Source organism: Stenotrophomonas sp. 78350_Sma, assembly GCF_056482105.1.
Window position 1 is genome coordinate 622,591 of record NZ_CM151182.1, and the last position, 22,081, is coordinate 644,671.

Genomic DNA, 22,081 nt, shown 5'->3' on the forward strand with positions numbered 1-22,081 from the left:
GCAGTCGCCCTCGTATCCTGCACGCATGGCCTCTGTTTCCACCCCCGCCGAACGCCGCCAGCTGGTGCAGCAACTGCCGGAACTGCGCGCCGATGACAGCGTGCGCATCCAGCGTTTCCTCGATGCGATCTGGGCCGAGAATGGTCTGGCCCGCGCCACCCTCGACAGCTACCGGCGCGATCTGGAAGGCCTGGCACGCTGGATGGACGGGCGCGATGGCGGCCTGGCCGGCATCGAACGTCCGGGATTGTTCGACTACCTGGCCTGGCGTACCCGTCATGGCTGGTCGCCGCGCAGCAATGCCCGCCTGTTGTCGGCGTTGCGCGCGTTCTTCGCCGATGGCGTGCGCCGGGGTGACCGCAGTGAAGACCCCAGCGCGCTGCTGGATCCCCCCAAGCTGCCTCGGCTGCTACCCAAGGCGCTGGCTGAGAGCCAGATCGACGCGCTGCTGGCGGCGCCGGATGTCGAGAGCCCGCTGGGCCTGCGCGATCGCGCCATGCTGGAGCTGATGTACGCCGCAGGCCTGCGCGTGAGCGAACTGGTGCTGCTGCCGGCCACCGCCGTCAACCTGCGCCAGGGTGTGCTGCGGGTCACCGGCAAGGGCAGCAAGGAACGGCTGGTGCCGCTGGGCGAGGAATCGCAGCACTGGCTGGAGCGCTACCTGCAGCAGTCGCGGCCGCAACTGGTCGGCAAGGGCAGGGTGCAGGCATTGGCGGATGGGCAGACGCCACTGTTCGTCGAGCCGACGCTGCATGCGCTGACCCGGCAGGCGTTCTGGCACCTGGTCAAGCGCCATGCGCAGGTGGCCGGCATCGACCCGGTGCGGATCAGCCCGCATGGCCTGCGCCACAGCTTCGCCACCCACCTGCTCAATCGTGGCGCCGATCTGCGCGCGCTGCAGATGCTGCTTGGCCACAGCTCGTTGTCGACCACCCAGATCTACACCCTGGTGGCGCGCGAGCACCTGCAGAAACTGCACGCCCGGCATCATCCGCGCGGTTGAGCCGCGGCCTGAACCCTGGCCCCGGGCGGTGCGCGGCGTCGCGGCCCGGTGCCGGTGGCTGTGTCAGAATCCGGGGTCTTCTTCTGTCGCGGACTGCTCCATGCTCCGATTTGCCATCGCCGCCGTGTTCGGTGCGCTCAGCCTGACCGCCTGCGCCCAGCCGGCCCCGCCGGCCGCCAAGGCACCCGCCGCTGCTGCGGCCAAGGCCAGCCCGGCCGCGAATGCGCCCGCCGACCAGGCGGTACGCGCCGCGCTGACCGCGCTGAACCCCGGTTTCCAGGTGGATTACATCGGCGCCGCGCCGTTCCCCGGCTTCCGCGAGGTCGTCGTTTCCGGTCAGCTGCTGTACGTCTCCGACGACGGCCGCTACCTGTTCCAGTCGCAGCCGTACGACACCCGTGCCAAGGGCCCGGCCAACAGCGAAGGCCTGCTCGGCTACCGCCGTGATCTGCTGGCCAAGGCCAACCATGGCGACCGCATCGTGTTCGCCGCGCCGAACGCCAAGTACACCATCAGCGTGTTCACCGATATCGAGTGCGGTTACTGCCGCAAGCTGCACCAGGACATCGCCGAGCTCAACCGCAACGGCATCACCGTCGAGTACCTGGCGTTTCCGCGCATGGGGCTGGGCAGCAAGGACTACACCGACATGATCTCGGTCTGGTGTGCGGCCGATCGTCGCCAGGCACTGACCAACGCCAAGCGCGGTGGCAGCGTGCCGGCCAAGAACTGCACCAACCCGGTGGCGATGCAGTACGCACTGGGCCAGCAGCTGGGCGTGAACGGCACGCCGGCGATCTTCGCGCCGGATGGCACCCAGCTGGGTGGTTACCTGCCGCCAGCGCAGCTGCGCGCGGCGCTGGACAAGCTGTCCGGGAAGCGCTGACGCGGAACGGCAGCGTCGAGCCACGCTCGACTGCGGTTCCACATGTGGCAGCCGAGCAGGGCTCGGCTCCACGGATTCGAGGCCGGGGATGCGTGTCGCATCCCCGGCTTTTTTTTACTTCAGGCCATCACTGACCGCCTTGGTCAGCGTGCCCTGTGCATCGTCACCACTGAACTCCCAGACGAACGCGCCGCCCAGGCCCTGGGTCTTCACGTAGCCCATCTTGCGGGTGATGTTGGCCGGGGTGTCGAAGCTCCACAGCGTGCTGCCGTTGTAGATCCACGTGGCGCCGGCGGTGTTGTCGGTGTAACCCGGCCACGCCAGGTTCTTCAGCACCTTCCAGTCTTCGATGCCGGCCTCGTAGGTGCCCGGCGCGGCGCCGGTCGCGGTCTGGTACAGGCCGTTGTTGGCGTTGGCCACACCGGTCCAGCCGCGCCCGTAGTAGCCGATTCCCAGGTTGAGCTTGGCCGCAGGCACGCCTCGGCTGATGAAGGCCTCGATGGCGTCGTTGCTGTTGTACAGCTTCTGGTCGCCGGTGGACGGATCATTCGGCGAATCAAACAACGCCGACTGGTGATTGGTCTTCGCATCCCACGCGCCGTGGAAGTCGTAGGTCATCACGTTGATGTAGTCCAGGTACGGGTGATACGCGGCCGGATCGGTGACGCGGATCTTGTCGATGCCGGCACCCACCGCCACCGTCAGCAACAGGCCTGGACGCACCGCATCGAGCTGGCGGCGGAACTCGGCCATCAGCGCGGTGAAGTTGGCGTTGTCTTCCGGCTTGCCGCATTCGATGCCGCACGCCACCGGGTATTCCCAGTCGACGTCGATGCCGTCGAACACACCCAGTGCGGCACCGGCACCACCGGCACCGTCGGTTACCGGCAGGTTGCCCTTGATGTAGGCGTCGATGCACGAGGCGACGAAGGCCTGGCGGTTTTCCGGGCGCGCCGCGCTGGAGAAGCCACGCGACCAGGTCCAGCCGCCCAGCGAGATCAGCACCTTCATGCCCGGGTATTTGGCCTTGAGCTGCTTGAGCTGGTTCCAGTTGCCGCGCAGCGGCTGGTCCCAGGTATCGGCGCTGCCGCTGACACTCTCGGCGGCACTGAAGGCCTTGGTGTAATCGGCGAAGGCATCGCCACCGGCACCGCTGTTCGGATCCGACGGCTGGGTGATGCCCACTTCGCAGCGATTGTTGCGAACGTTGCCGAACGCATAGTTGATGTGGGTCAGGCGCGCGGCCGAACCGCTGCTGTCGATGTTCTTGACCCGGTAGTTGCGGCCGTAGATGCCCCACTGGGTGAAGTAGCCGATGACCCGCTTGCCGGTGGTGCCGCCGTCGCCGGCCAGCGTGGTGGCGCTGATCTCGGTGCCCTGGGCGGACGCGTTGCCGGCGTTGTCGCGGGCACGCACACGGTAGCGGTAGGTGGTGGATGCAGTCAGCCCGCCATCGACGTAGCTGGCACTGGACGGCGAGCCGACCAGGCTGCCGTTGCGGTACACGTCGTAGCCGGCCACGCCGCTGCCCCCGGTGTTGTCGGTGGACGGGCTCCAGCTGAGCGCGATGCTGTTTGCGGTGCGGGTGCCGACCGCCAGCCCGCCCGGCACGCTCGGTGCGGTGGTATCGCCGCCGGCGGCGTTGACGGTGATGGTGATGGTCGCGGTGCTGCTGGTGGCGTTGTTGTTGTCGGTGGCTACCGCGCGCAGGGTGTGGCTGCCGGCGCTGGCATTGGCCCAGCTGGCCGCATACGGCGCACTGGTGGCCACGCCCAGCGTGCTGCCATCGCGGAAGAACTCGACCTTGGCGACGCTGCCGTCCGGATCACTGGCGGTGGCGGTCACGTTGACCGTGCTGCCGGCACTGAAGGTGGCGCCGTTGGCCGGCGAGGTCAGGCTGACCACCGGCGGCTGGTTGGCGCCGCTGCCATCACAGGCGCCGAGGTTGGTGTAGTAGGGCGCACCGGCCGGATGGTCCGGCGGCGCGTTCCAGATGTCCTGGTTCGCCCGATAGAGGACGCCTCCTTTCTGCAGGGTATCGCCGGCCCGGTAGATCTTGGCCTGGTCCCACTGGGCCACCCCGGCACAGCTGGCGGCCTGCGCCAGGCCGGGCAGGGCGGCGGTACCGGCGGCCAGGGCAAGCAGCCAGGCCAGGCGGCGGGGACGACAGCATCGGGTCGAACGTTCGGCACTGCGCACAATCGGGTCGTACATGGGTAAGTCTCCGATCAAAGGGCGCGCGGGCCCCGATGGCGCCGCGCGTGACGCAGGTCCGGGCGTCGCCCGGGAAGGCGACGGAGGGGGGCGGACGGAGGTACCTGGGAGGCCGGGGAGAGAGTCCGGCACCAGGTGGGGACAACGTTGTCATCAATCGTGTGGTCAATCCGTGAGCAAGCGCATGGTTCCGGGATTCGGGCGGAGAGCGGCGCTGCGCGCGGTCGGCGGCCATCGGCGGAGCCCCCTCGTGGCTGGGATGGGTCGCTTACAGCGGGGTTCTGGGGGTGGCCGGGCGGGTGGGCTGCGCAGGGGACGCTGCAAGTACGTCCATGTAAGCTCGGTCGCCGCATCCATGCGGCTCACGCCCCTGCGCAGCCCACCCGCCCGGCCACGGACAGGTTCCTGCGCGGCCAGCCACGAAAGACAGAACAAAAAATCAAAAGCAGAAGCCGGTCGCTTCGCTCTCCAATGCCTGACTTCTGAGATTTCCCTGGTTGCCGGCCAGCGGCCGGCACAACCGGGGAGCATCCACACATGGTGTGGATCTACCGCAGATCGCGGAAATCTGTCGAAGGCGGGGTGGGTCCGGTTGCGGGGGTGTCAGCCGCATGGATGCGGCTGCCAAGCCCCCAGGGACGGGTTTACGGCGTCCCCCGCAACCGGACCCACCCCGCCATCCCACGGGAACCCAGCTTTTGCTTTGGCCGTTGCCGTTGCCGTTGCCTTGGCCTCGGCGGGTGCCGGGCGCCGCCCGGCCAAAGCCCATCCCCCGCTTCCGGTACAATGTCGGGCCCGTTTCCCAACTACGGTTCCCCGGACATGATGGTCCTCGAGGGCGCGCCCGCCCTGTCGCCGTTCCGCCGCGAACGTCTTGAATCCCGCCTGCAGTCCATCGCTCCCTCCCTGCGCATCAGTGGTGCCTGGCACGTCTACTTCGTGCAGCCCGAAGGCAGCGCCACTCCCGACCTCGCCACCCTGTGCCGCATCCTCGAAGCTGCGCCGCAGGCCGAGGCCGTGGCCGAAGGCGCGGTCAGCCGAATCGTGGTGCCGCGCCTGGGTACGCTGTCGCCGTGGTCGAGCAAGGCCACCGAACTGGTCCGCGGTGCCGGCCAGCCGGTGAGCCGGGTCGAGCGAGGCCTGCGCATCGACGTGCAGGGCTGGCCGGCCGATGCCGACGTGCAGCAGGCGCTGGTCAAGGCGCTGCACGACCCGATGACGCAGTCGGTGCTGGAGACCGTGCAGCAGGGCCAGGCGCTGTTCTCGGCGCCCGCCCGTGGCGAACTGGAACGCGTGCCGGTGGACCAGCTGGAGGCCGCCAACGAGCGCCTCGGCCTGGCCATGGCCCAGGACGAGATCGATTACCTGCGCGAACGCTTCACCGCGCTGGGCCGCTCGCCGTCGGACGTCGAACTGATGATGTTCGCGCAGGCCAATTCCGAGCACTGCCGCCACAAGATCTTCAACGCCAGCTGGACCATCGACGGCCAGGAGCAGGACCGCTCGCTGTTCCGGATGATCAAGAACACCCACCAGCAGACCCCGCAGCACACGCTCAGCGCGTACAGCGACAACGCCGCGGTGATCGAAGGCCATCCGGCCTCGCGCTACCGCCCGGATCCGGCCAGCGGCGAGTACCGTCGTGAACCGCAGGTGCCCAGCGCGTTCCAGATCAAGGTGGAGACCCACAACCACCCGACCGCCATCGCACCGTTCCCGGGCGCCTCGACCGGCGCCGGCGGTGAAATCCGCGATGAAGGCGCGACCGGCCGCGGCGGCAAGCCGAAGGCGGGCCTGACCGGGTTCTCGGTCTCGCACCTGCGCATTCCCGAGCTGCCGCAGCCGTGGGAGGCGCCGCGCGCGCTGAACCCGCGCATGGCGCCGGCGCTGGAAATCATGACCGATGGCCCGCTCGGCGGCGCCGCGTTCAACAACGAGTTCGGTCGCCCGAACCTGCTCGGCTACTTCCGCAGCTTCGAGCTGCCTGAAGGCGCCGACCTGGTCCGCGCCTACGACAAGCCGATCATGCTGGCCGGTGGCCTCGGCGCCATCGACCGCGTGCAGGTCGACAAGATCCAGCTGCAGGCCGGTGATGCGGTGATCGTGCTGGGTGGCCCGGCGATGCTGATCGGCTTGGGCGGCGGTGCCGCCAGTTCGGTGGCCTCCGGCGAGAGCGCCGAGGACCTGGACTTCGCCAGCGTGCAGCGCGACAACCCGGAAATGGAACGCCGCTGCCAGGAGGTCATCGACCGCTGCGTGGCGATGGGCGCCAACAACCCGATCAAGTTCTTCCACGACGTCGGTGCCGGTGGCCTGTCCAATGCCATCCCCGAACTGCTGCACGACTCCAAGGTCGGCGGCGTGATCGATCTGGGCAAGGTGCCCACCGATGATCCGTCGCTGTCGCCGATGCAGCTGTGGTGCAACGAATCGCAGGAACGCTACGTGCTGGGCGTGGCCCAGGAGCGCCTGGCCGAGTTCGCCGCGCTGTGCGCCCGCGAGCGCTGCCCGTTCGCTGCGGTCGGCGTGGCCACCGCCGAGGAACACCTGGTGGTGGCTTACGGTGCCGTGCCGGGCCACACGCCGGCCGATGCGCCGATTGACCTGCCGATGGACGTGCTGTTCGGCAAGCCGCCGAAGATGCACCGCGACACCGCACACCCGCCGGCACCGCGCTGGCCGGCGCTGAAGACCGGCGGCCTGGATCTGCAGGAAGCCGGCCTGCGCGTGCTCGCGCACCCGACGGTCGCCTCGAAGAACTTCCTGGTCACCATCGGTGACCGCAGCGTCGGTGGCCTGACCGCACGCGAACAGATGGTCGGCCCGTGGCAGCTGCCGGTGGCCGACGTGGCGATCACCCTGGCCGACTTCGACGGCGTTGCCGGCGAAGCGATGTCGATCGGCGAGCGCACCCCGCTGGCCCTGCTCGATGCGGCAGCGTCGGCACGCATGGCGGTGGGTGAAGCGCTGACCAACCTGTGCGCGGCCCCGGTCGATGCGCTGGATGAGATCAAGCTGTCGGCGAACTGGATGGCCGCTGCCGGCCACCCGGGCGAAGACGCGCTGCTGTACGACGCGGTGAAGGCGGTGGGCATGGAACTGTGCCCGCAGCTGGACATCAGCATCCCGGTGGGCAAGGACTCGCTGTCGATGCAGGCGCAGTGGCACGACCAGGGCGAAGCGCACAAGAGCGTGTCGCCGGTGTCGCTGGTGATCTCCGCGTTCGCGCCGGTGGCCGACGTGCGCCAGCAGCTGACCCCGCTGCTCGACCGCGACGTCGAAAGCGAGCTGTGGCTGATCGGCCTCGGCGCTGGCAAGCAGCGCCTGGGCGGTTCGATCCTGGCCCAGGTGCATGCCGACCACGGTGACCTGCCGGCGTTCGCCGGTGCTGCCCCGGATCTGGACGACCCGCAGCGCCTGCGCGGTTTCTTCGAACTGATCCGCGATGCGCGCCAGGCCGGCCTGCTGCTGGCCTACCACGACCGCAGCGACGGCGGTGCCTTCGCCGCGCTGTGCGAAATGGCCTTCACTTCACGCCTGGGGCTGGATATCACCCTCGACGCCTGGGGCGACGATCCGTTCCGCAGCCTGTTCAACGAAGAACTGGGCGCGGTGGTGCAGATCGCGCGCGAAGACCGCGCGGCATTTGCCGACCTGGTCGAGCGCCATGCACTGACCGAGTGCGCGCAGCGCATCGCCAAGCCGACCACCGCACCGGTGGTGCGCGTGTCGCTGGCTGGCGAGAACCTGGCCGAATGGCGCTGGGAAACGCTGTTCGACGCCTGGTGGTCGGTCACCCACGCCATGCAGAAGCGCCGCGACAACCCGGCCAACGCCGATGCCGAGCGTGAGATCGCCCGTGCCTTCAACGCACCGGGCCTGAAGCCCAGGCTCAGCTTCGACATCAATGAAGACGTGGCCGCCCCGTTCATCAGCACCGGTGCGCGTCCGCGCGTGGCCGTGCTGCGCGAGCAGGGCGTCAACGGCCAGATCGAAATGGCGAACATCTTCGAACGTGCCGGCTTCCGCCCCTTCGATGTGCACATGAGCGACCTGATCGAAGGCCGCGTCGCCCTGCAGGACTTCACCGGCCTGGTCGCCTGCGGCGGCTTCAGTTACGGCGACGTGCTTGGCGCTGGCCGTGGCTGGGCCACTTCGATCCTGGAGCGCAGTGCGCTGCGTGATGCCTTCGCCGCGTTCTTCGCGCGCGAGGACAGCTTTGCCCTGGGCGTGTGCAACGGCTGCCAGATGATGAGCCAGCTGAAGGACATCATTCCCGGTGCCGAACACTGGCCGCAGTTCCGCCGCAACGCCAGCGAGCAGTTCGAAGCCCGTACCGCGCTGCTGGAAGTGGTGGAATCTCCATCGATCCTGCTGCGTGGCATGGCCGGTTCGCGCCTGCAGGTGGCAGTGGCGCATGGTGAAGGCCAGGCGGTGTTCGACAACGCGGTCGACCAGGCCGCGGCCCGTGTTTCGCTGCGCTACATCGATGGCCACGGCAACGTTGCCAGCCAGTACCCGCTGAATCCGAACGGTTCGCCGGACGGCATCACCGGCCTGACCAGCAGCGACGGCCGCGTGACCATCATGATGCCGCACCCGGAACGCACTCCGCGCGCGCTCAACATGAGCTGGGCCCCGGCCGAGTGGCAGGGTGATTCGCCGTGGATGCGCATGTTCCGCAACGCGCGGGTGTGGTGCGGCTGATCGCACCACATCGCGCAGGCATCAATGCCGCCGCGTATGGAAAAGCCCGCCGTTGATCGGCGGGTTTTTTCTTTGCGCGCGTGAAAATCCTGATGTGCCCGCTAGTTACATGGATTTTCAGGCGACAAAGTATCGTCACGCGTCGCTAACAAAATCATTTTATAAACAGGCGAAAGAGTGAACTGCTTCACGGCAATAGGATTTGTCGTGTCAAAGTCTTGACGATCTGCAAAGTTGCCGTTAACACTTGAACCCCGTTTCAGAATCATTCATTTCGCAGTAACCGGTTGGCGCACGCGCTCGGTTTTCTGTCGCTGCGCGCCGTTCGGCAATACCCCGCAGTAAATCACGCGAATAAACGCCCCCAGGGGACGTTGGGCCGGAAAGCCCAGCGGTGGCGTTGCTTTGCCCAAAACCAGTCCAATCAGGAGCCGTACCGATGAATCGGATTTATCGCAAGGTCTGGAACAAAGCATTGGGTCAGTTGGTGGTGGCCTCGGAACTGGCTTCCTCCGACAGCAGCAGCGGTGGGGTCGTCGACCAGCGCCGCGATGCGACACAGGCCACGCCCGCACTGCTGGCGGTGGCACTGGGCCTGGTATTGGGATTGGGCATGAGTGGCTCTGCCACCGCACAGTCGGTGCAGATCGGCGGTAGCGCCACCTGCGTGGCATTCAGCGGCAAGCTGCTCGAAAAGTGCCTGATCGAAGGTTCGGCCACGGCCAAGGGCAGCAACGCGGTGGCGATCGGCAGCAACAGCAGTGCCAGTGCGGCCAACAGCGTGGCTCTGGGCGCGGGATCCAAGGCCACGCGCGCCAACACCGTCTCCGTCGGTGATGCCGGCAAGGAACGGCAAGTCACCAATGTCGCCGCAGGCACGCAGGCGACCGACGCAGTGAACAAGGCGCAGCTGGATGCGCAGGCGCGCGCCACGCAGGCCGCGCTGGCCAACGTTGCCGCAGACGGCAACCGCTATTTCAAGGCCGACGGCGCAGGCGATGACAGCGACGCGGCGAAGATCCAGGGCGAGGGCGCACTGGCCGCCGGTGCCGGTGCGCAGTCGCTGGCCAACGCCACCACCGCCATCGGTATCCAGGCCATTGCCGCAGGCATCGGCGCCAGCGCGTTCGGCCAGGGCGCGTTGGCGATCGGTGATGCCAGCGTAGTGGTCGGGCAGAGCGCAGCAGCCTTCGGCCTTGGCGATACCGCCGTCGGTGCCAGCGCGTATGCCGCCAGCGAAAACGGTGCAGCAACGGCACTGGGTGCACTGTCCGAAGCCACCGCTGATGGTGCGACCGCCGTCGGTGGCGGTGCTGTGGCGATGGGCCCCGGCAGTACCGCATTGGGCCGCGGCGCCACCGCGGCCAACGAAGCCTCGATTGCAGTCGGTGCGTTCAGCACGGCCGTCGGTGAATACAGCACCGCGCTGGGCTCCAATTCGGCCGCGGTGGCCACCGGCAGCGTGGCGCTGGGCGCCGGGTCGCTGGCCGACCGTGTCGATACCGTGTCCGTCGGTGCCGCCGAATACGGCCTGACCCGCCAGATCACCAGCGTTGCCGCCGGCACCGAGGATACCGATGCGGTCAATGTTGGTCAGTTGAAGGGCGTTGCAGCGGTGGCCGATGCCACCGCCAAGCGCTTCCAGGCCACCGGCAGCAGCAACAGCGATGCCGGTGCCCTGGCAGAGGGTGATGACGCATTGGCGGCCGGCGAGGCCGCCAACGCCATCGGCACCGGCACCACGGCGGTCGGTGCCGGTGCCACCGCCGTTGCGCAGAACGCGACCGCGGTGGGCAACAACGCGCTGGCCTCGGGCCAGAACAGCGCAGCGTTCGGCAACAACGCGCAGGCCAATGGCCCGGGTAGCGTGGCCGTCGGTGGCGCTGCGGTGGACGCCAACGGCAACCCGCTGATCACCAGTGGTGGCGTGCCGGTGGTCACCGGCGCCACCAGCGCCGGCGTGGGTGGCACGGCGGTCGGCGCAAGTGCCGATGCCAGCGGCTTTGCCGCATCGTCCTATGGCGTGGGGGCCTATGCGTCCGGCGCGCAGGCGTCGGCGTTCGGCGCGGTCTCCAATGCCATCGGCGATTACTCCACGGCACTGGGTACGCAGAGCAATGCCACGGGCACCAGCAGCGTCGCCATCGGTGGCCCGGCCGATCTGGTTCCGGGCATGGGCTTCTTCGTGCAGACCCAGGCCAGCGGCGAAGCCGCGATTGCGGTGGGTGCCGGCGCCATCGCCAGCGGCGACCGCGCGGTGGCCAACGGCACCCTCAGCGAAGCCTCCGGCATCGAAGCCACCGCGGTGGGCTACTTCGCCTATGCACCGGGCGAGAACGCCAGCGCGCTGGGTGCGCAGACCTGGGCTGTCGGCAAGGACAGCACCGCCATCGGCTACTACGCTACCGCTGGCGCCGAGAACAGTGTTGCACTGGGTGCCTACTCCGGGTCCAACCGCGCCAACACGGTTGCCGTGGGTACCAATGGCAACGAGCGGCAGATCGTCAGCGTGGCCGCGGGCACCCAGGCCACCGATGCGGTGAACAAGGCGCAGCTGGATGCGGTGGCCAGCACCGCCGACAGCACCGCGCGCTTCTTCCAGGCCCAGCCGGAAGCCGGCAGCGATGCCGGTGCGCTGGCCGAGGGCGAGGGTGCCATCGCCGCTGGTTCGTCGAGCAATGCGATCGGTGCCGGTGCGGTCGCGCATGGCGCGGCCGCCTCGGCAATCGGCGATGACAGCGTGGCGGTGGGCCGCAACAGCACGGCCACCGGCAATGGCGGTGTCGCCATTGGTGGCCTGGGCCAGGCCTACGACGAGTTCAACCAGCCCATCATCGGTGCCGATGGCAAGGCGCAGCAGGTGGGCACCACGGCCGTGGCCGATGCCACGGCGGTCGGCAGCGCTGCGCAGGCCACCGGCGCTGCCAGCAGCGCCTTCGGCAATGCGGCCAAGGCCAGCGGTGACAACAGCTTCGCCGCCGGCGGCAAGTCACGCGCGACCGGCGCGTATGCGGTGGCGGTGGGTGACAGTGCGTTCGCCAGCAGCGATGACAGCACCGCAGTAGGCGGCTACAGCTGGGCCACCGCCAGCGGCGCCAGCGCCTTTGGTTCCGGTGCGTGGGCCACCGCCACCAACGCCTCGGCGTTCGGCAACGCGGCGTGGGCCAGCGGGGCTGGCGCCACGTCGATCGGCTACAACAGCTGGGCCAACGGAACCAGCGCCACCGCAGTTGGCCGCGGCGCCTTCGGCTATGGCGACAACAGCGTGGCGCTCGGCTTCCAGGCGCTGGGCAACAGCATCAACAGCATCGCCATCGGCACCAACACGGTGGCCGGCGGCGAAAGTGCGATCGCGCTGGGTGCGGGCAGCAATGCCAGTGCCAGCAATGCCGTCGCACTCGGCGCGGGCTCGGTCGCCAACCGCGCACGCACGGTGTCGGTGGGCAGCAGCGGCAACGAGCGCCAGGTCACCAACGTCGCCGCCGGTACCCAGGCCAACGATGCGGTGAACAAGGCACAGCTGGATGCGGTGGCAAGCACCGCCACAACCACCAGCCGCTTCTTCCAGGCCAGCGGCAACGGCGACGATGTGGCGGGTGCGCTGGTGGAGGGCGACAACGCGCTGGCCGCCGGTGATGCGGCCAACGCCATCGGCGATGGCGCCACCGCGCTCGGCAGCGGTGCCAATGCGCTGGCCGGAAACGCGCAGGCGATCGGCTTCAACGCGCTGGCGACCGCCGCCAATGCCAGTGCCGTAGGCGCCAACGCACAGGCCACCGCCGAGTACGCCACCGCGCAGGGTGCGGAAAGCGAAGCCAGCGGTGAGCAGAGTGCGGCATTCGGCGCGGCCAGCATCGCCAGCGGCGCGGGCAGCACCGCCAGCGGTGCCCTGTCCGAAGCGTCCGGCGAAGAAGCCGTAGCCGTGGGCTACTTCAGCAACGCCAGTGGCAGCGGCGCCACCGCGGTCGGCAGCGAGAGCGTGGCCAGCGGCACGGCCGCGGCAGCGTTCGGTATCGGTGCCGAAGCCACCGGTGGCTACAGCACCGCCATCGGCGGCTATGCACAGGCCTCGGCCTTCAATGCCACCGCCTTTGGCAACTTCGCCAACGCCTCGGGTTCCAACAGCGTGGCGCTGGGCGGTGATTCGCAAGCGTCCGGTGCTTACAGTACTGCCACCGGCCAGGGCAGCCTGGCCACCGGCACCAACAGCGTCGCCGTCGGTGGTTCGCTGTTCGGCACCCTGGCCACCGAGGCCTCGGGCAACTACTCCACGGCGGTGGGTGGTGGCGCCTGGTCGGGAGGTATCAACAGCACCGCGCTGGGCAACGCGGCGGAATCGCGCGCGGCCAACAGCGTGGCGCTCGGTGCGGATTCGATTGCGGACCGCGACAATACCGTGTCGGTGGGCGGCGGCGGCAACACCCGCCAGATCACCAACGTGGCCGATGGTACGCAGGGCAACGACGCGGTCAACAAGAACCAGCTCGATGCCGTAGCCGCCGCCGCGGAAAAGACCAGCAGGCAGTTCCAGGCCAGCGGCAATGCCGATGGTGAAACCGGAGCGCTGGTGGAGGGCGACAATGCGCTGGCCGCCGGTGATGCGGCCAACGCGATCGGCAACGGTGCCACCGCGCTGGGCAGTGGTGCCAATGCGCTGGCCGCGAACGCCACCGCAGTCGGCATCGATGCGCTGGCGACCGGTAACAACGCGGCGGCACTGGGCAGCACAGCACAGGCCACCGGCGAGGACAGCCTGGCCCTGGGCAGCGGCGCCAGCGCCAGCGAAGTGGGGACAAGCGCGGTGGGCGCGCGCGCACAGGCAAGCGGTGTCTACAGCACCGCCAACGGTACTGAATCCAACGCCAGTGGCGCACAGTCCGTTGCCAGCGGCTTCCGCAGCGCGGCCTCCGCCGATGGCACCACCGCGGTGGGTGGCTATGCCGAAGCGACCGGTCGCCTCGGCACCGCACTGGGCTACGGCTCGGCTGCCAGCGGCGCCAACACCACGGCGGTGGGCTTCGGGGCAGCAGCGGCGGGCACCGGCGCGGTTGCGGTGGGTCAGTCGAGTGAAGCCAGCGGCGCGGAAAGCGTAGCGATCGGCGGCAGCACCTTCTTCGGCCTGATCCCGTCGCGCGCCAGTGGCACCGGTGCGGCAGCATTCGGTGCCGGTGCGTGGGCCACCGAGGACTACGCGACGGCCATCGGCTGGAATGCCTGGTCGGCAGGTACCAACGCCACGGCGCTGGGTGCCAACGCCACCGCCAATGGCAGCAACAGCGTTGCGCTCGGTGCCGGTTCCAAGGCGGACCGCGACAACACGGTGGCCGTTGGCAAGGCCGGCAGCGAACGCCAGGTCACGAACGTTGCCGCCGGTACCGAAGCCACCGATGCGGTGAACAAGGGCCAGCTCGACGCCGTTGCCAGTGTCGCCGACAAGACCAGCCGCCAGTTCCAGGCCAGCGGCAATGCCGATGGCGAGGCCGGTGCACTGGTCGATGGTGAAAATGCGCTGGCGGCGGGCAATGCGGCCAATGCGATCGGCAACGGTGCGACCGCGCTGGGCAGCGGCGCCAACGCCATGGCCGCCAATGCCACGGCGGTCGGCTTCGATGCGCTGGCCACCGGCAGCAACGCTGCCGCACTGGGCAATGCTGCGCAGGCCAGTGGTGTCGACAGCGTGGCGCTGGGCAGCGGTGCCAGCGCCAGCGAAACCGGCGCCAGCGCCACCGGTGCCGGGGCCCAGGCGAAGGGCCCCTACAGCACCGCCAACGGTGCGCAGGCCACGGCCACCGGCACGCAGGCGCAGGCCAGTGGTTTCCGCGCCAGTGCTTCGGCTGACGGCGCTTCGGCCATCGGCAGCTACGCCGATGCCAGCGGTCGCCTCGGCACTGCGGTGGGCTACGGCAGCAAGGCTACCGCCGCCAACGCCACGGCAGTGGGTGTCAGTGCCACCGCCAGTGCTGCGGGCAGCGTGGCATTGGGTTCGGGCTCGGTGGCTGATCGTGCCAACACCGTCTCGGTGGGCAGCACCACCAGCGATCGCCAGATCACCCGTGTCGCCGCCGGTACCGAGCGCACCGATGCGGTCAACCGCGGCCAGCTTGACGCGGTGGCTGCAACCGCCGATGGCACGGCGCGCTACGTCAAGGCCAGCGGTACCGGCACCGCCAGTGCCAGCGGCAGTGACGCGGCAGCGCTGGGTTCGGGAGCCAGCGCCAGTGGTGCACGCAGCAACGCACTGGGTGCCAATGCGGCAGCCATCGGCAACGGTGCGCTGGCACTGGGCAGCAGCGCCGGTGCGTCCGGTGCCAACTCGGTGGCACTGGGTGCAGGTTCGCGCGCACTCGATGCCAACGTGGTGTCGGTCGGCGGTGGCAACGGCAGCGATGGCCCGGCCACGCGCCGCATCGTCAACGTGGCTGATGGCCGCATCGCGGCCGGCAGCAGTGACGCGGTCACCGGTTCCCAGCTCAATGTCACCAACCAGCGCGTGGGCGCAGTGGAAACCCGCGTCGGTGATTTCGATTCGCGCATCGCCACGGTGGAGACCACGGCGGCCAGTGCGGTCGGCTACGACGACGCCAGCCGTGACCGCTTGACCCTGTCCGGCTTCCAGGGCACCACCATCGACAACGTCGGTGCCGGCAGCATCGCCGCCGGCAGCCGCCAGGCGATCAATGGCGGCCAGCTGTTCCAGTCGCTCAGCGATGCGGCCAGTTTCCTGGGTGGCGGCGCCAGCGTCGGCATGCAGGGCGTGTTCGTGGCGCCGAACTACGTGATCCAGGGTGCCACCTACAGCAACGTCGGTGATGCGCTGGGTGCGTTGGACCGCAAGGTCAGCGAGATCGACCGCCGCACCGCCGGTGGTACGCGTTCGGGAACGGCCAGCCTGCGCTCGATGAGTGCCTCGCTGGATGAAAGCGCACTGGCCAGCGTTGCCGAAGCACCGACGGCGGCCGATGCAGCACCGGCCAGCACCGCGCGCGTGCAGGGCACGCCGACCGCGGCGGCGGCGGGTGCGGGCATCCCGGTGGGCACCCCGGCATCGGGGCTCAACGCGGTCGCCATGGGTGACGGCGCAGTGGCCAGCGGTGCCGCGTCCACCGCCGTCGGCCAGGGCGCAAGTGCCACCGCTGCCAACGCTGTGGCACTGGGCCAGGGCTCGGTTGCCGATCGTGCCAATACGGTGTCGGTGGGCAGCGAAGGCAACGAGCGCCAGGTCACCAACGTGGCAGCCGGTACCACTGCCACCGATGCGGTCAACAAGGGCCAGCTCGATCGTGGCATGGCCACCGCCAACAGCTACACCGACAGCCGCGTCCAGGCCGTCGCCGACAGCTTCGATGTGTTCAAGGGCGAGGTCGACGGGCGCCTGCGGCACATGGATCGCCGCATCGACCGCCAGGGCGCGATGAGCGCGGCGATGCTCAACATGGCCACCAGTGCTGCCGGCATCCGTACCCAGAACCGGGTCGGCGTCGGCATCGGTTTCCAGGGCGGTGAATCGGCACTGTCGCTGGGTTACCAGCGTGCGATCAGCGACCGCGCCACGGTGACGGTCGGCGGTGCCTTCAGCAGCGACGACAGCTCGGTCGGCGTCGGTGCCGGCTTCGGCTGGTAAGCCACTCCATCGCGCCGGCGGCCACCCACGCCGGCGCAGCACCTGCAACGAGGGCCTGGGGGGAGGTCACGGCAATCCCGGCTGGGCCGGCCGGGAGTCGTCAAGGAATGATGGCCGCAGTGTTGGTTCGATCCATGACCCAGAAGAGGAATTCGACGTGATCAAGAAGCAGAACCTTCGCATCAATGTGTTGGCAGCCGCCGTGCTGTCGCTGACCGGTGTTGGCCTGGCACAGGCCGCCGACCTGAAAGCAAATGCGCCGTTGTCCGGCCCGAAGACGCAGCAGGTTGATGGCATCATCGTGAAGTACCGCGCTGGCAGCGCCGCAGCTGCCGATGCAAACGCCAAGCTGGCGGTGGTCAACTCGGCCATCGCGCGCGCCGTGCCGGCAGGCACCAACGCGGCTGCGCGCAGTGCCGCGTTGCGCCCGCAGGTGGCCCGCAAGCTCGGCATCGGCGCCGACCTGATCCGCCTGCAGGGCGGCATCGCGCGCGCTGATCTGGACAAGGTGCTGGGCGAACTGAAGGCTGACCCGACCGTCGAATATGCGGTGGCCGACGCCGTCATGTATCCGATCGATGCCGCGTCGTCGCCGCGCGCGGCCGCTGTCGCGAAGTCCGATGCGTCGCCCAGCTTCGTGCCCAACGATCCGTACTACCAGAGCCACAACTGGCACTTCCACAACCCGGTCGGCGGCGTCAACGCACCGGCCGCATGGGACGTCTCGCAGGGCGAGGGCATCGTGGTGGCGGTGCTCGATACCGGCATCCTGCCCGAGCACCCGGATTTCGCCGCCGGCACCCTGCTGGAGGGCTACGACTTCATCAGCCAGGCCAGCCGCTCGCGTCGTGCCGCCGATGGCCGCGTGCCGGGTGCACTCGACTACGGTGACTGGATGCCCACCGCCAATGCCTGCTACGACGGTTCGCCGGTACGTGACAGCAGCTGGCACGGTACCCATGTGACCGGCACCATCGCCGAGGCCACCAACAACGGCCTGCATACCGCCGGCCTGGCCTACAAGGCCAAGGTGCTGCCGGTGCGCGTGCTCGGCTACTGCGGTGGCACCCTGTCGGACATCACCGACGCCATCACCTGGGCCTCGGGCGGTACCGTGGCCGGCATCCCTGCCAACCAGAATCCGGCCGAGATCATCAATATGAGCCTGGGCGGCTCCGGCAGCTGTGATCCGGCCTACCAGGCGGCCATCACCGGTGCCACCAACCGCGGTACCCTGGTGGTGGTGGCAGCCGGCAACGACTCGATGAATGTCGCCAACGCCCGCCCGGCCAACTGCGATGGCGTGGTCTCGGTCGGCGCGACCGGCATCACCGGCGCCATGGCCTACTACTCCAACTTCGGTACCCGCATCGATCTGTCCGGCCCGGGCGGTGGCGTCACCGACGGCAATCCGAACGGCTATGTCTGGCAGGCGGTGTCCAGCAGCAAGACGTCGCCGCCGGCAGCCGGTTCCACCGAGGGGTACACCCTTGGCGGCAAGGCCGGCACCTCGATGGCGGCACCGCATGTGGCGGCCGTCGCCGCGCTGGTGCAGAGCGCACTGATCGCCGCCAACCGCGACCCGCTCGCACCGGCAGGCATGCGTACCCTGCTGAAGGAAACGGCACGCCCGTTCCCGGTCAGCATTCCGTCCGCCACGCCGATCGGTACCGGCATCGTCGACGCCAAGGCCGCGCTGGACAAGGCCCTGGAAGAGCCATGCACCGAGAACTGCGGGCCGGTGGCCAAGCCGCTGACCAACAAGGTGGCCATCGGCGGGTTGAGTGGTGCCGCCGGCAGCAGCGTGCTTTACAGCTTCGAGGCTGCGGCAGGCAAGCAGCTCAGCGTCATCACCTACGGTGGCACCGGCAACGTCTCGGTCTACCTGGCCAAGGGCCGCGAGCCGAGTGCCACCGACAACGATGCGCGCTCGACCCGCCCGGGCACCTCGGAAACGGTGCGCGTGACTGCAGCAACCGCCGGCACCTACTACATCAAGGTGGTGGGTGAGGCGGCTTACAGCGGTGTGAGCATTCTCGCCACGCAGTAAGCGCGCAGTGCGGTAGTTGAATGGCCGAAGCCCGTCACCTGATGTGACGGGCTTCGTCTTTTTACGAAAGCGGGCGGCAGGGCGACGGAAATCACGGCGTAACTGCTAAAGTCGAGCCGATTGACAGGAGAGTCACGTGAACGCGCTTGCTGCAACCGCCGCCGACGACGCCGAAGGTCGCATCCTGGATGCGTTGCTGGCGCGTGGCCGCCTCAAGGAGAGCGATCTTGCACGGGCACGGCCGCTGCACGCGGAGGCGGGCGGCAGCCTGCTTGGCCTGCTGGTGCGGCTGGGGCTGGTGTCCGAACGTGACCAGGCGCAGGCCAGCGCCGAGGTGCTGGGTCTGCCGCTGCTGGATGGCAAGCAGCTGCCGGATTCACCGCCCCAGGGCCTGGCCGAGGGCCTGCCGCTGTCCCTGCGTTTCCTCAAGCAGTTCCATGTATGCCCGCTGGCGCTGGATGAACAGGGTGTACGGCTGTGGCTGGCTGACGCCCACGATCCCTATCCGCAGCAGGCGGTGCAGCTGGCGCTGGGCGTACCGGTGACGCCGGTGCTGGGCATGCGTGCGGAGATCGATGACCTGGTCGAGCGCTGGTTCGGCCAGGGCCGCAGCGCGATGGGCGCGATCGTTGAAACCGCAGACGGCGAGGGCGGCGCGGTCGACGATATCGAGCACCTGCGCGACCTGGCCTCGGAAGCGCCGGTGATCCGCCTGGTCAACCTGGTGATCCAGCGTGCGGTGGAACTGCGCGCTTCGGACATCCATGTCGAGCCGTTCGAGAGCCGGTTGAAGGTGCGTTACCGCGTCGATGGCGTGCTGGTGGAGGGCGAAAGCCCGCCGGCCAACCTCACCGCAGCGGTGATCAGCCGCATCAAGATCATGGCCCGCCTCAACATCGCCGAGCGCCGCCTGCCGCAGGATGGCCGCATCATGCTGCGCGTGCAGGGCAAGGAGCTGGACCTGCGCGTGAGCACGGTGCCGACCGCGCACGGCGAGAGCGTGGTGATGCGCCTGCTCGACCGCGAAACGGTGGTGTTCGATTTCCATCGGCTCGGCTTTACCGATGCGTTCCTGCCGCAGTTCCGCAAAGTGCTGGAACAACCGCATGGCATCCTGCTGGTCACTGGCCCGACCGGTTCGGGCAAGACCACCACGCTGTACACCGCGCTGAGCCAGCTCAACACCGCCGACGTCAAGATCATCACGGTGGAAGATCCGGTCGAGTACCAGATCGAAGGCATCAACCAGATCCAGGCCAAGCCGCAGATCGGGCTGGACTTCGCCAACGCACTGCGCAGCATCGTCCGCCAGGACCCGGACATCATCATGATCGGCGAAATGCGCGACCTGGAAACCGCGCGCATCGCGATCCAGTCGGCGCTGACCGGCCACCTGGTGCTGTCCACCCTGCACACCAACAATGCGGCCGGCGGCATCACCCGCCTGCTCGACATGGGCGTGGAGGACTATCTGCTCACGTCCACCATCAACGGCATCCTGGCCCAGCGCCTGGTGCGCCGGCTGGAGCCGACCCACGCCGAGCGCTATGAAGCCTCGCCGGAGGAGATCGAGCGCTTCGAGCTGCGCCGTCTGCAACCGGAAGGGCCGATCCATCTATACCGCCCGAAGCCTTCGGCACTGGCGCCGACCGGTTACCTGGGCCGCACCACCATCATGGAATTCCTGGTGATGAACGACGCGCTGCGCCGCGCGGTGATGCGCCGCGATGGCATGGGCGAGATCGAACGCATCGCCCGTGAAGCCGGTATGCGCACCATGTACGAGGATGGCCTGGCCAAAGCGCTCAGTGGGCAGACCACCATCGAGGAAGTGCTGCGCGTGACCGAGGAAAGCTGATGCGCGCAGGACGCCGGGGCTGACATGCCGAACTACCGCTACAAGGCGCTCAATCCGCACGGCGAGATCTTCGACGGGCAGATGGAAGCAGCCAGCGAGGCCGAACTGGTCGCGCGCCTGCAGGATCAGGGCCACCTGCCGATGGAGACCCAGCTGGCTGATGGCGGCGCGGTTGGCGGCAGCAGCTGGCGCACGCTGCTGCGCCAGCGCCCGTTGCAGGGCGCGGCGCTGCTGCAGTTCACCCAGCAGCTGGCGACCCTGCTTGGCGCCGGCCAGCCGCTGGACCGTGCACTGTCGATCCTGCTCGGTCTGCCGGAAGACGAACGCTCGCGGCGTGCGATCACCGACATCCGCGACGTGGTGCGCGGCGGTGCACCGCTGTCGACCGCGCTGGAACGCCAGCACGGCCTGTTCTCGCGCCTGTACGTGAACATGGTGCGTGCCGGCGAGGCGGGTGGCAGCCTGCACGAGACCCTGCAGCGGCTGGCCGACTACCTCGAACGCAGCCGCGCGCTGCAGGGCAAGGTGATCAACGCACTGGTCTATCCGGCCATCCTGCTGGTGGTGGTGGGCGGTGCACTGCTGTTCCTGCTCGGTTACGTGGTGCCACAGTTCGCGCAGATGTACGAAAGCCTGGACGTGGCGCTGCCCTGGTTCACCAACGCGGTGCTGCAGCTGGGCCTGTTCGTGCGGGACTGGTGGGTGCTGCTGCTGGTGGTGCCCGCAGTGCTGGCACTGTTCTTCGAACGCAAGGTACGGCAGCCGGCGTTCCGGCTGGCGCTGGATGGATGGCTGCTGCAGCGTCGCGGCATCGGCCGCCTGCTGGGTGAGCTGGAAACCGCACGGCTGGCGCGCACGCTGGGCACCCTGCTGCGCAATGGCGTACCGCTGCTTGGGGCGCTGGGCATCGCACGCAACGTGCTGGGCAACCGCGCCTTGGCCGCCGACGTGGAAGCGGCCGCCGATGAAGTGAAGAATGGTGCCGGCCTGTCGCTGGCACTGTCACGTGGCAAGCGATTCCCGCGGCTGGCGCTGCAGATGATCCAGGTCGGCGAGGAGTCCGGCGCGCTCGATACCATGCTGCTGAAAGCTGCCGACACGTTTGAACAGGACAGCGCGCGTCGCATCGACCGTCTGTTGGCGGCGATGGTGCCGGCGATCACCCTGGTGCTGGCCTCGGTGGTCGGTGCGGTGATCGTGGCCGTGCTGGTGCCGCTGTACGACCTGACCAATGCCATCGGCTGATGATGGCTCCCTACGCAACCCCGACACTCCGCAACTGAAAGGACCGACCATGATTGCTTCCCGTCGACCGATCCGCCTTTCCTTCACCGCCGCGCGCAACCAGTCGGGCATGAGCCTGCTGGAGATCATCATCGTCATCGTGCTGATCGGTGCGGTGCTGACCCTGGTCGCCAGCCGCGTGCTGGGTGGTGCCGATCGTGGCAAGGCGAACATCGCCAAGGCCCAGGTGCAGACCGTTGCATCCAAGGTCGACAACTACCAGATCGATACCGGCAAGCTGCCGGGCTCGCTCAACGATCTGGTGACCGCACCGGCCGGTGTCGGCGGCTGGCTGGGCCCGTACGCCAAGCCGGCCGACCTGAATGACCCGTGGGGCCACGCACTGGAGTACCGCGCGCCGGGCGAAGGCCAGCCGTATGAACTGATCAGCCTGGGCAAGGACGGCAAGGCCGGTGGCAGCAGCGTCGACGCCGACATCCGCTACCAGCCGTAACCGG

Annotated in this window: 9 protein-coding genes; 8 read left to right on the forward strand and 1 reads right to left on the reverse strand. The window is 68.7% G+C overall.

The window, feature by feature from the left end:
• Positions 1–25 precede the first annotated feature (25 nt).
• Complete coding sequence (gene xerD / locus ACZK4H_RS02765) at positions 26–1,003, forward strand: site-specific tyrosine recombinase XerD (protein WP_099551387.1); 978 nt, start codon at positions 26–28, stop codon at positions 1,001–1,003.
• A gap of 100 nt (positions 1,004–1,103) precedes the next feature.
• A complete protein-coding gene (locus ACZK4H_RS02770) occupies positions 1,104–1,889 on the forward strand; it encodes a thioredoxin fold domain-containing protein (protein ID WP_099551386.1) in 786 nt (261 codons plus the stop codon).
• A 114-nt stretch (positions 1,890–2,003) separates the two neighbouring features.
• Here the strand turns inward: ACZK4H_RS02770 and ACZK4H_RS02775 are convergent, their stop codons facing one another.
• Positions 2,004–4,103 (reverse strand): glycosyl hydrolase family 18 protein, encoded by a 2,100-nt coding sequence (locus tag ACZK4H_RS02775; protein ID WP_099551385.1) that lies wholly within the window; start codon positions 4,101–4,103, stop codon positions 2,004–2,006.
• Positions 4,104–4,925: 822 nt separating this feature from the next.
• Between ACZK4H_RS02775 and purL the strand changes: the two genes are divergently transcribed.
• The 6 genes from purL (at position 4,926) to gspG (ending at position 22,077) form a co-directional block, all read left to right on the forward strand.
• Entirely contained in the window at positions 4,926–8,810 is a 3,885-nt protein-coding gene (gene purL / locus ACZK4H_RS02780) for a phosphoribosylformylglycinamidine synthase (protein WP_099553801.1), read from the forward strand.
• A 439-nt stretch (positions 8,811–9,249) separates the two neighbouring features.
• Positions 9,250–16,431, forward strand: a complete 7,182-nt coding sequence (locus ACZK4H_RS02785) for an ESPR-type extended signal peptide-containing protein (RefSeq protein ID WP_099553799.1) — start codon at positions 9,250–9,252, stop codon at positions 16,429–16,431.
• Between the two features lie 157 nt (positions 16,432–16,588).
• Positions 16,589–18,481: a S8 family serine peptidase gene (locus tag ACZK4H_RS02790; protein WP_099553797.1), complete on the forward strand. Its 1,893-nt coding sequence runs from the start codon at positions 16,589–16,591 to the stop codon at positions 18,479–18,481.
• 136 nt (positions 18,482–18,617) lie between these two features.
• Positions 18,618–20,339, forward strand: coding sequence for a type II secretion system ATPase GspE (gspE, locus tag ACZK4H_RS02795; protein WP_005408024.1), 1,722 nt, complete (start codon positions 18,618–18,620; stop codon positions 20,337–20,339).
• 24 nt (positions 20,340–20,363) lie between these two features.
• The gene (gene xpsF, locus ACZK4H_RS02800; protein ID WP_099553795.1) at positions 20,364–21,584 is read left to right on the forward strand and encodes a type II secretion system protein XpsF; all 1,221 of its coding nucleotides are present in this window, start codon (positions 20,364–20,366) and stop codon (positions 21,582–21,584) included.
• A gap of 49 nt (positions 21,585–21,633) precedes the next feature.
• Positions 21,634–22,077, forward strand: coding sequence for a type II secretion system major pseudopilin GspG (gspG, locus tag ACZK4H_RS02805; RefSeq protein WP_004142831.1), 444 nt, complete (start codon positions 21,634–21,636; stop codon positions 22,075–22,077).
• The last annotated feature ends 4 nt before the right edge of the window (positions 22,078–22,081 follow it).

What these genes read in the sequence shown, in the direction of transcription:
- ACZK4H_RS02770 (WP_099551386.1), top strand. Translation starts at nt 1,104, where the DNA reads ATGCTCCGATTTGCCATCGCCGCCGTGTTCGGTGCGCTCAGCCTGACC.
- purL (WP_099553801.1), top strand. Translation starts at nt 4,926, where the DNA reads ATGATGGTCCTCGAGGGCGCGCCCGCCCTGTCGCCGTTCCGCCGCGAA.
- xpsF (WP_099553795.1), top strand. Translation starts at nt 20,364, where the DNA reads ATGCCGAACTACCGCTACAAGGCGCTCAATCCGCACGGCGAGATCTTC.
- gspG (WP_004142831.1), top strand. Translation starts at nt 21,634, where the DNA reads ATGATTGCTTCCCGTCGACCGATCCGCCTTTCCTTCACCGCCGCGCGC.
- ACZK4H_RS02775 (WP_099551385.1), bottom strand. Translation starts at nt 4,103, where the DNA reads ATGTACGACCCGATTGTGCGCAGTGCCGAACGTTCGACCCGATGCTGT.
- ACZK4H_RS02785 (WP_099553799.1), top strand. Translation starts at nt 9,250, where the DNA reads ATGAATCGGATTTATCGCAAGGTCTGGAACAAAGCATTGGGTCAGTTG.
- xerD (WP_099551387.1), top strand. Translation starts at nt 26, where the DNA reads ATGGCCTCTGTTTCCACCCCCGCCGAACGCCGCCAGCTGGTGCAGCAA.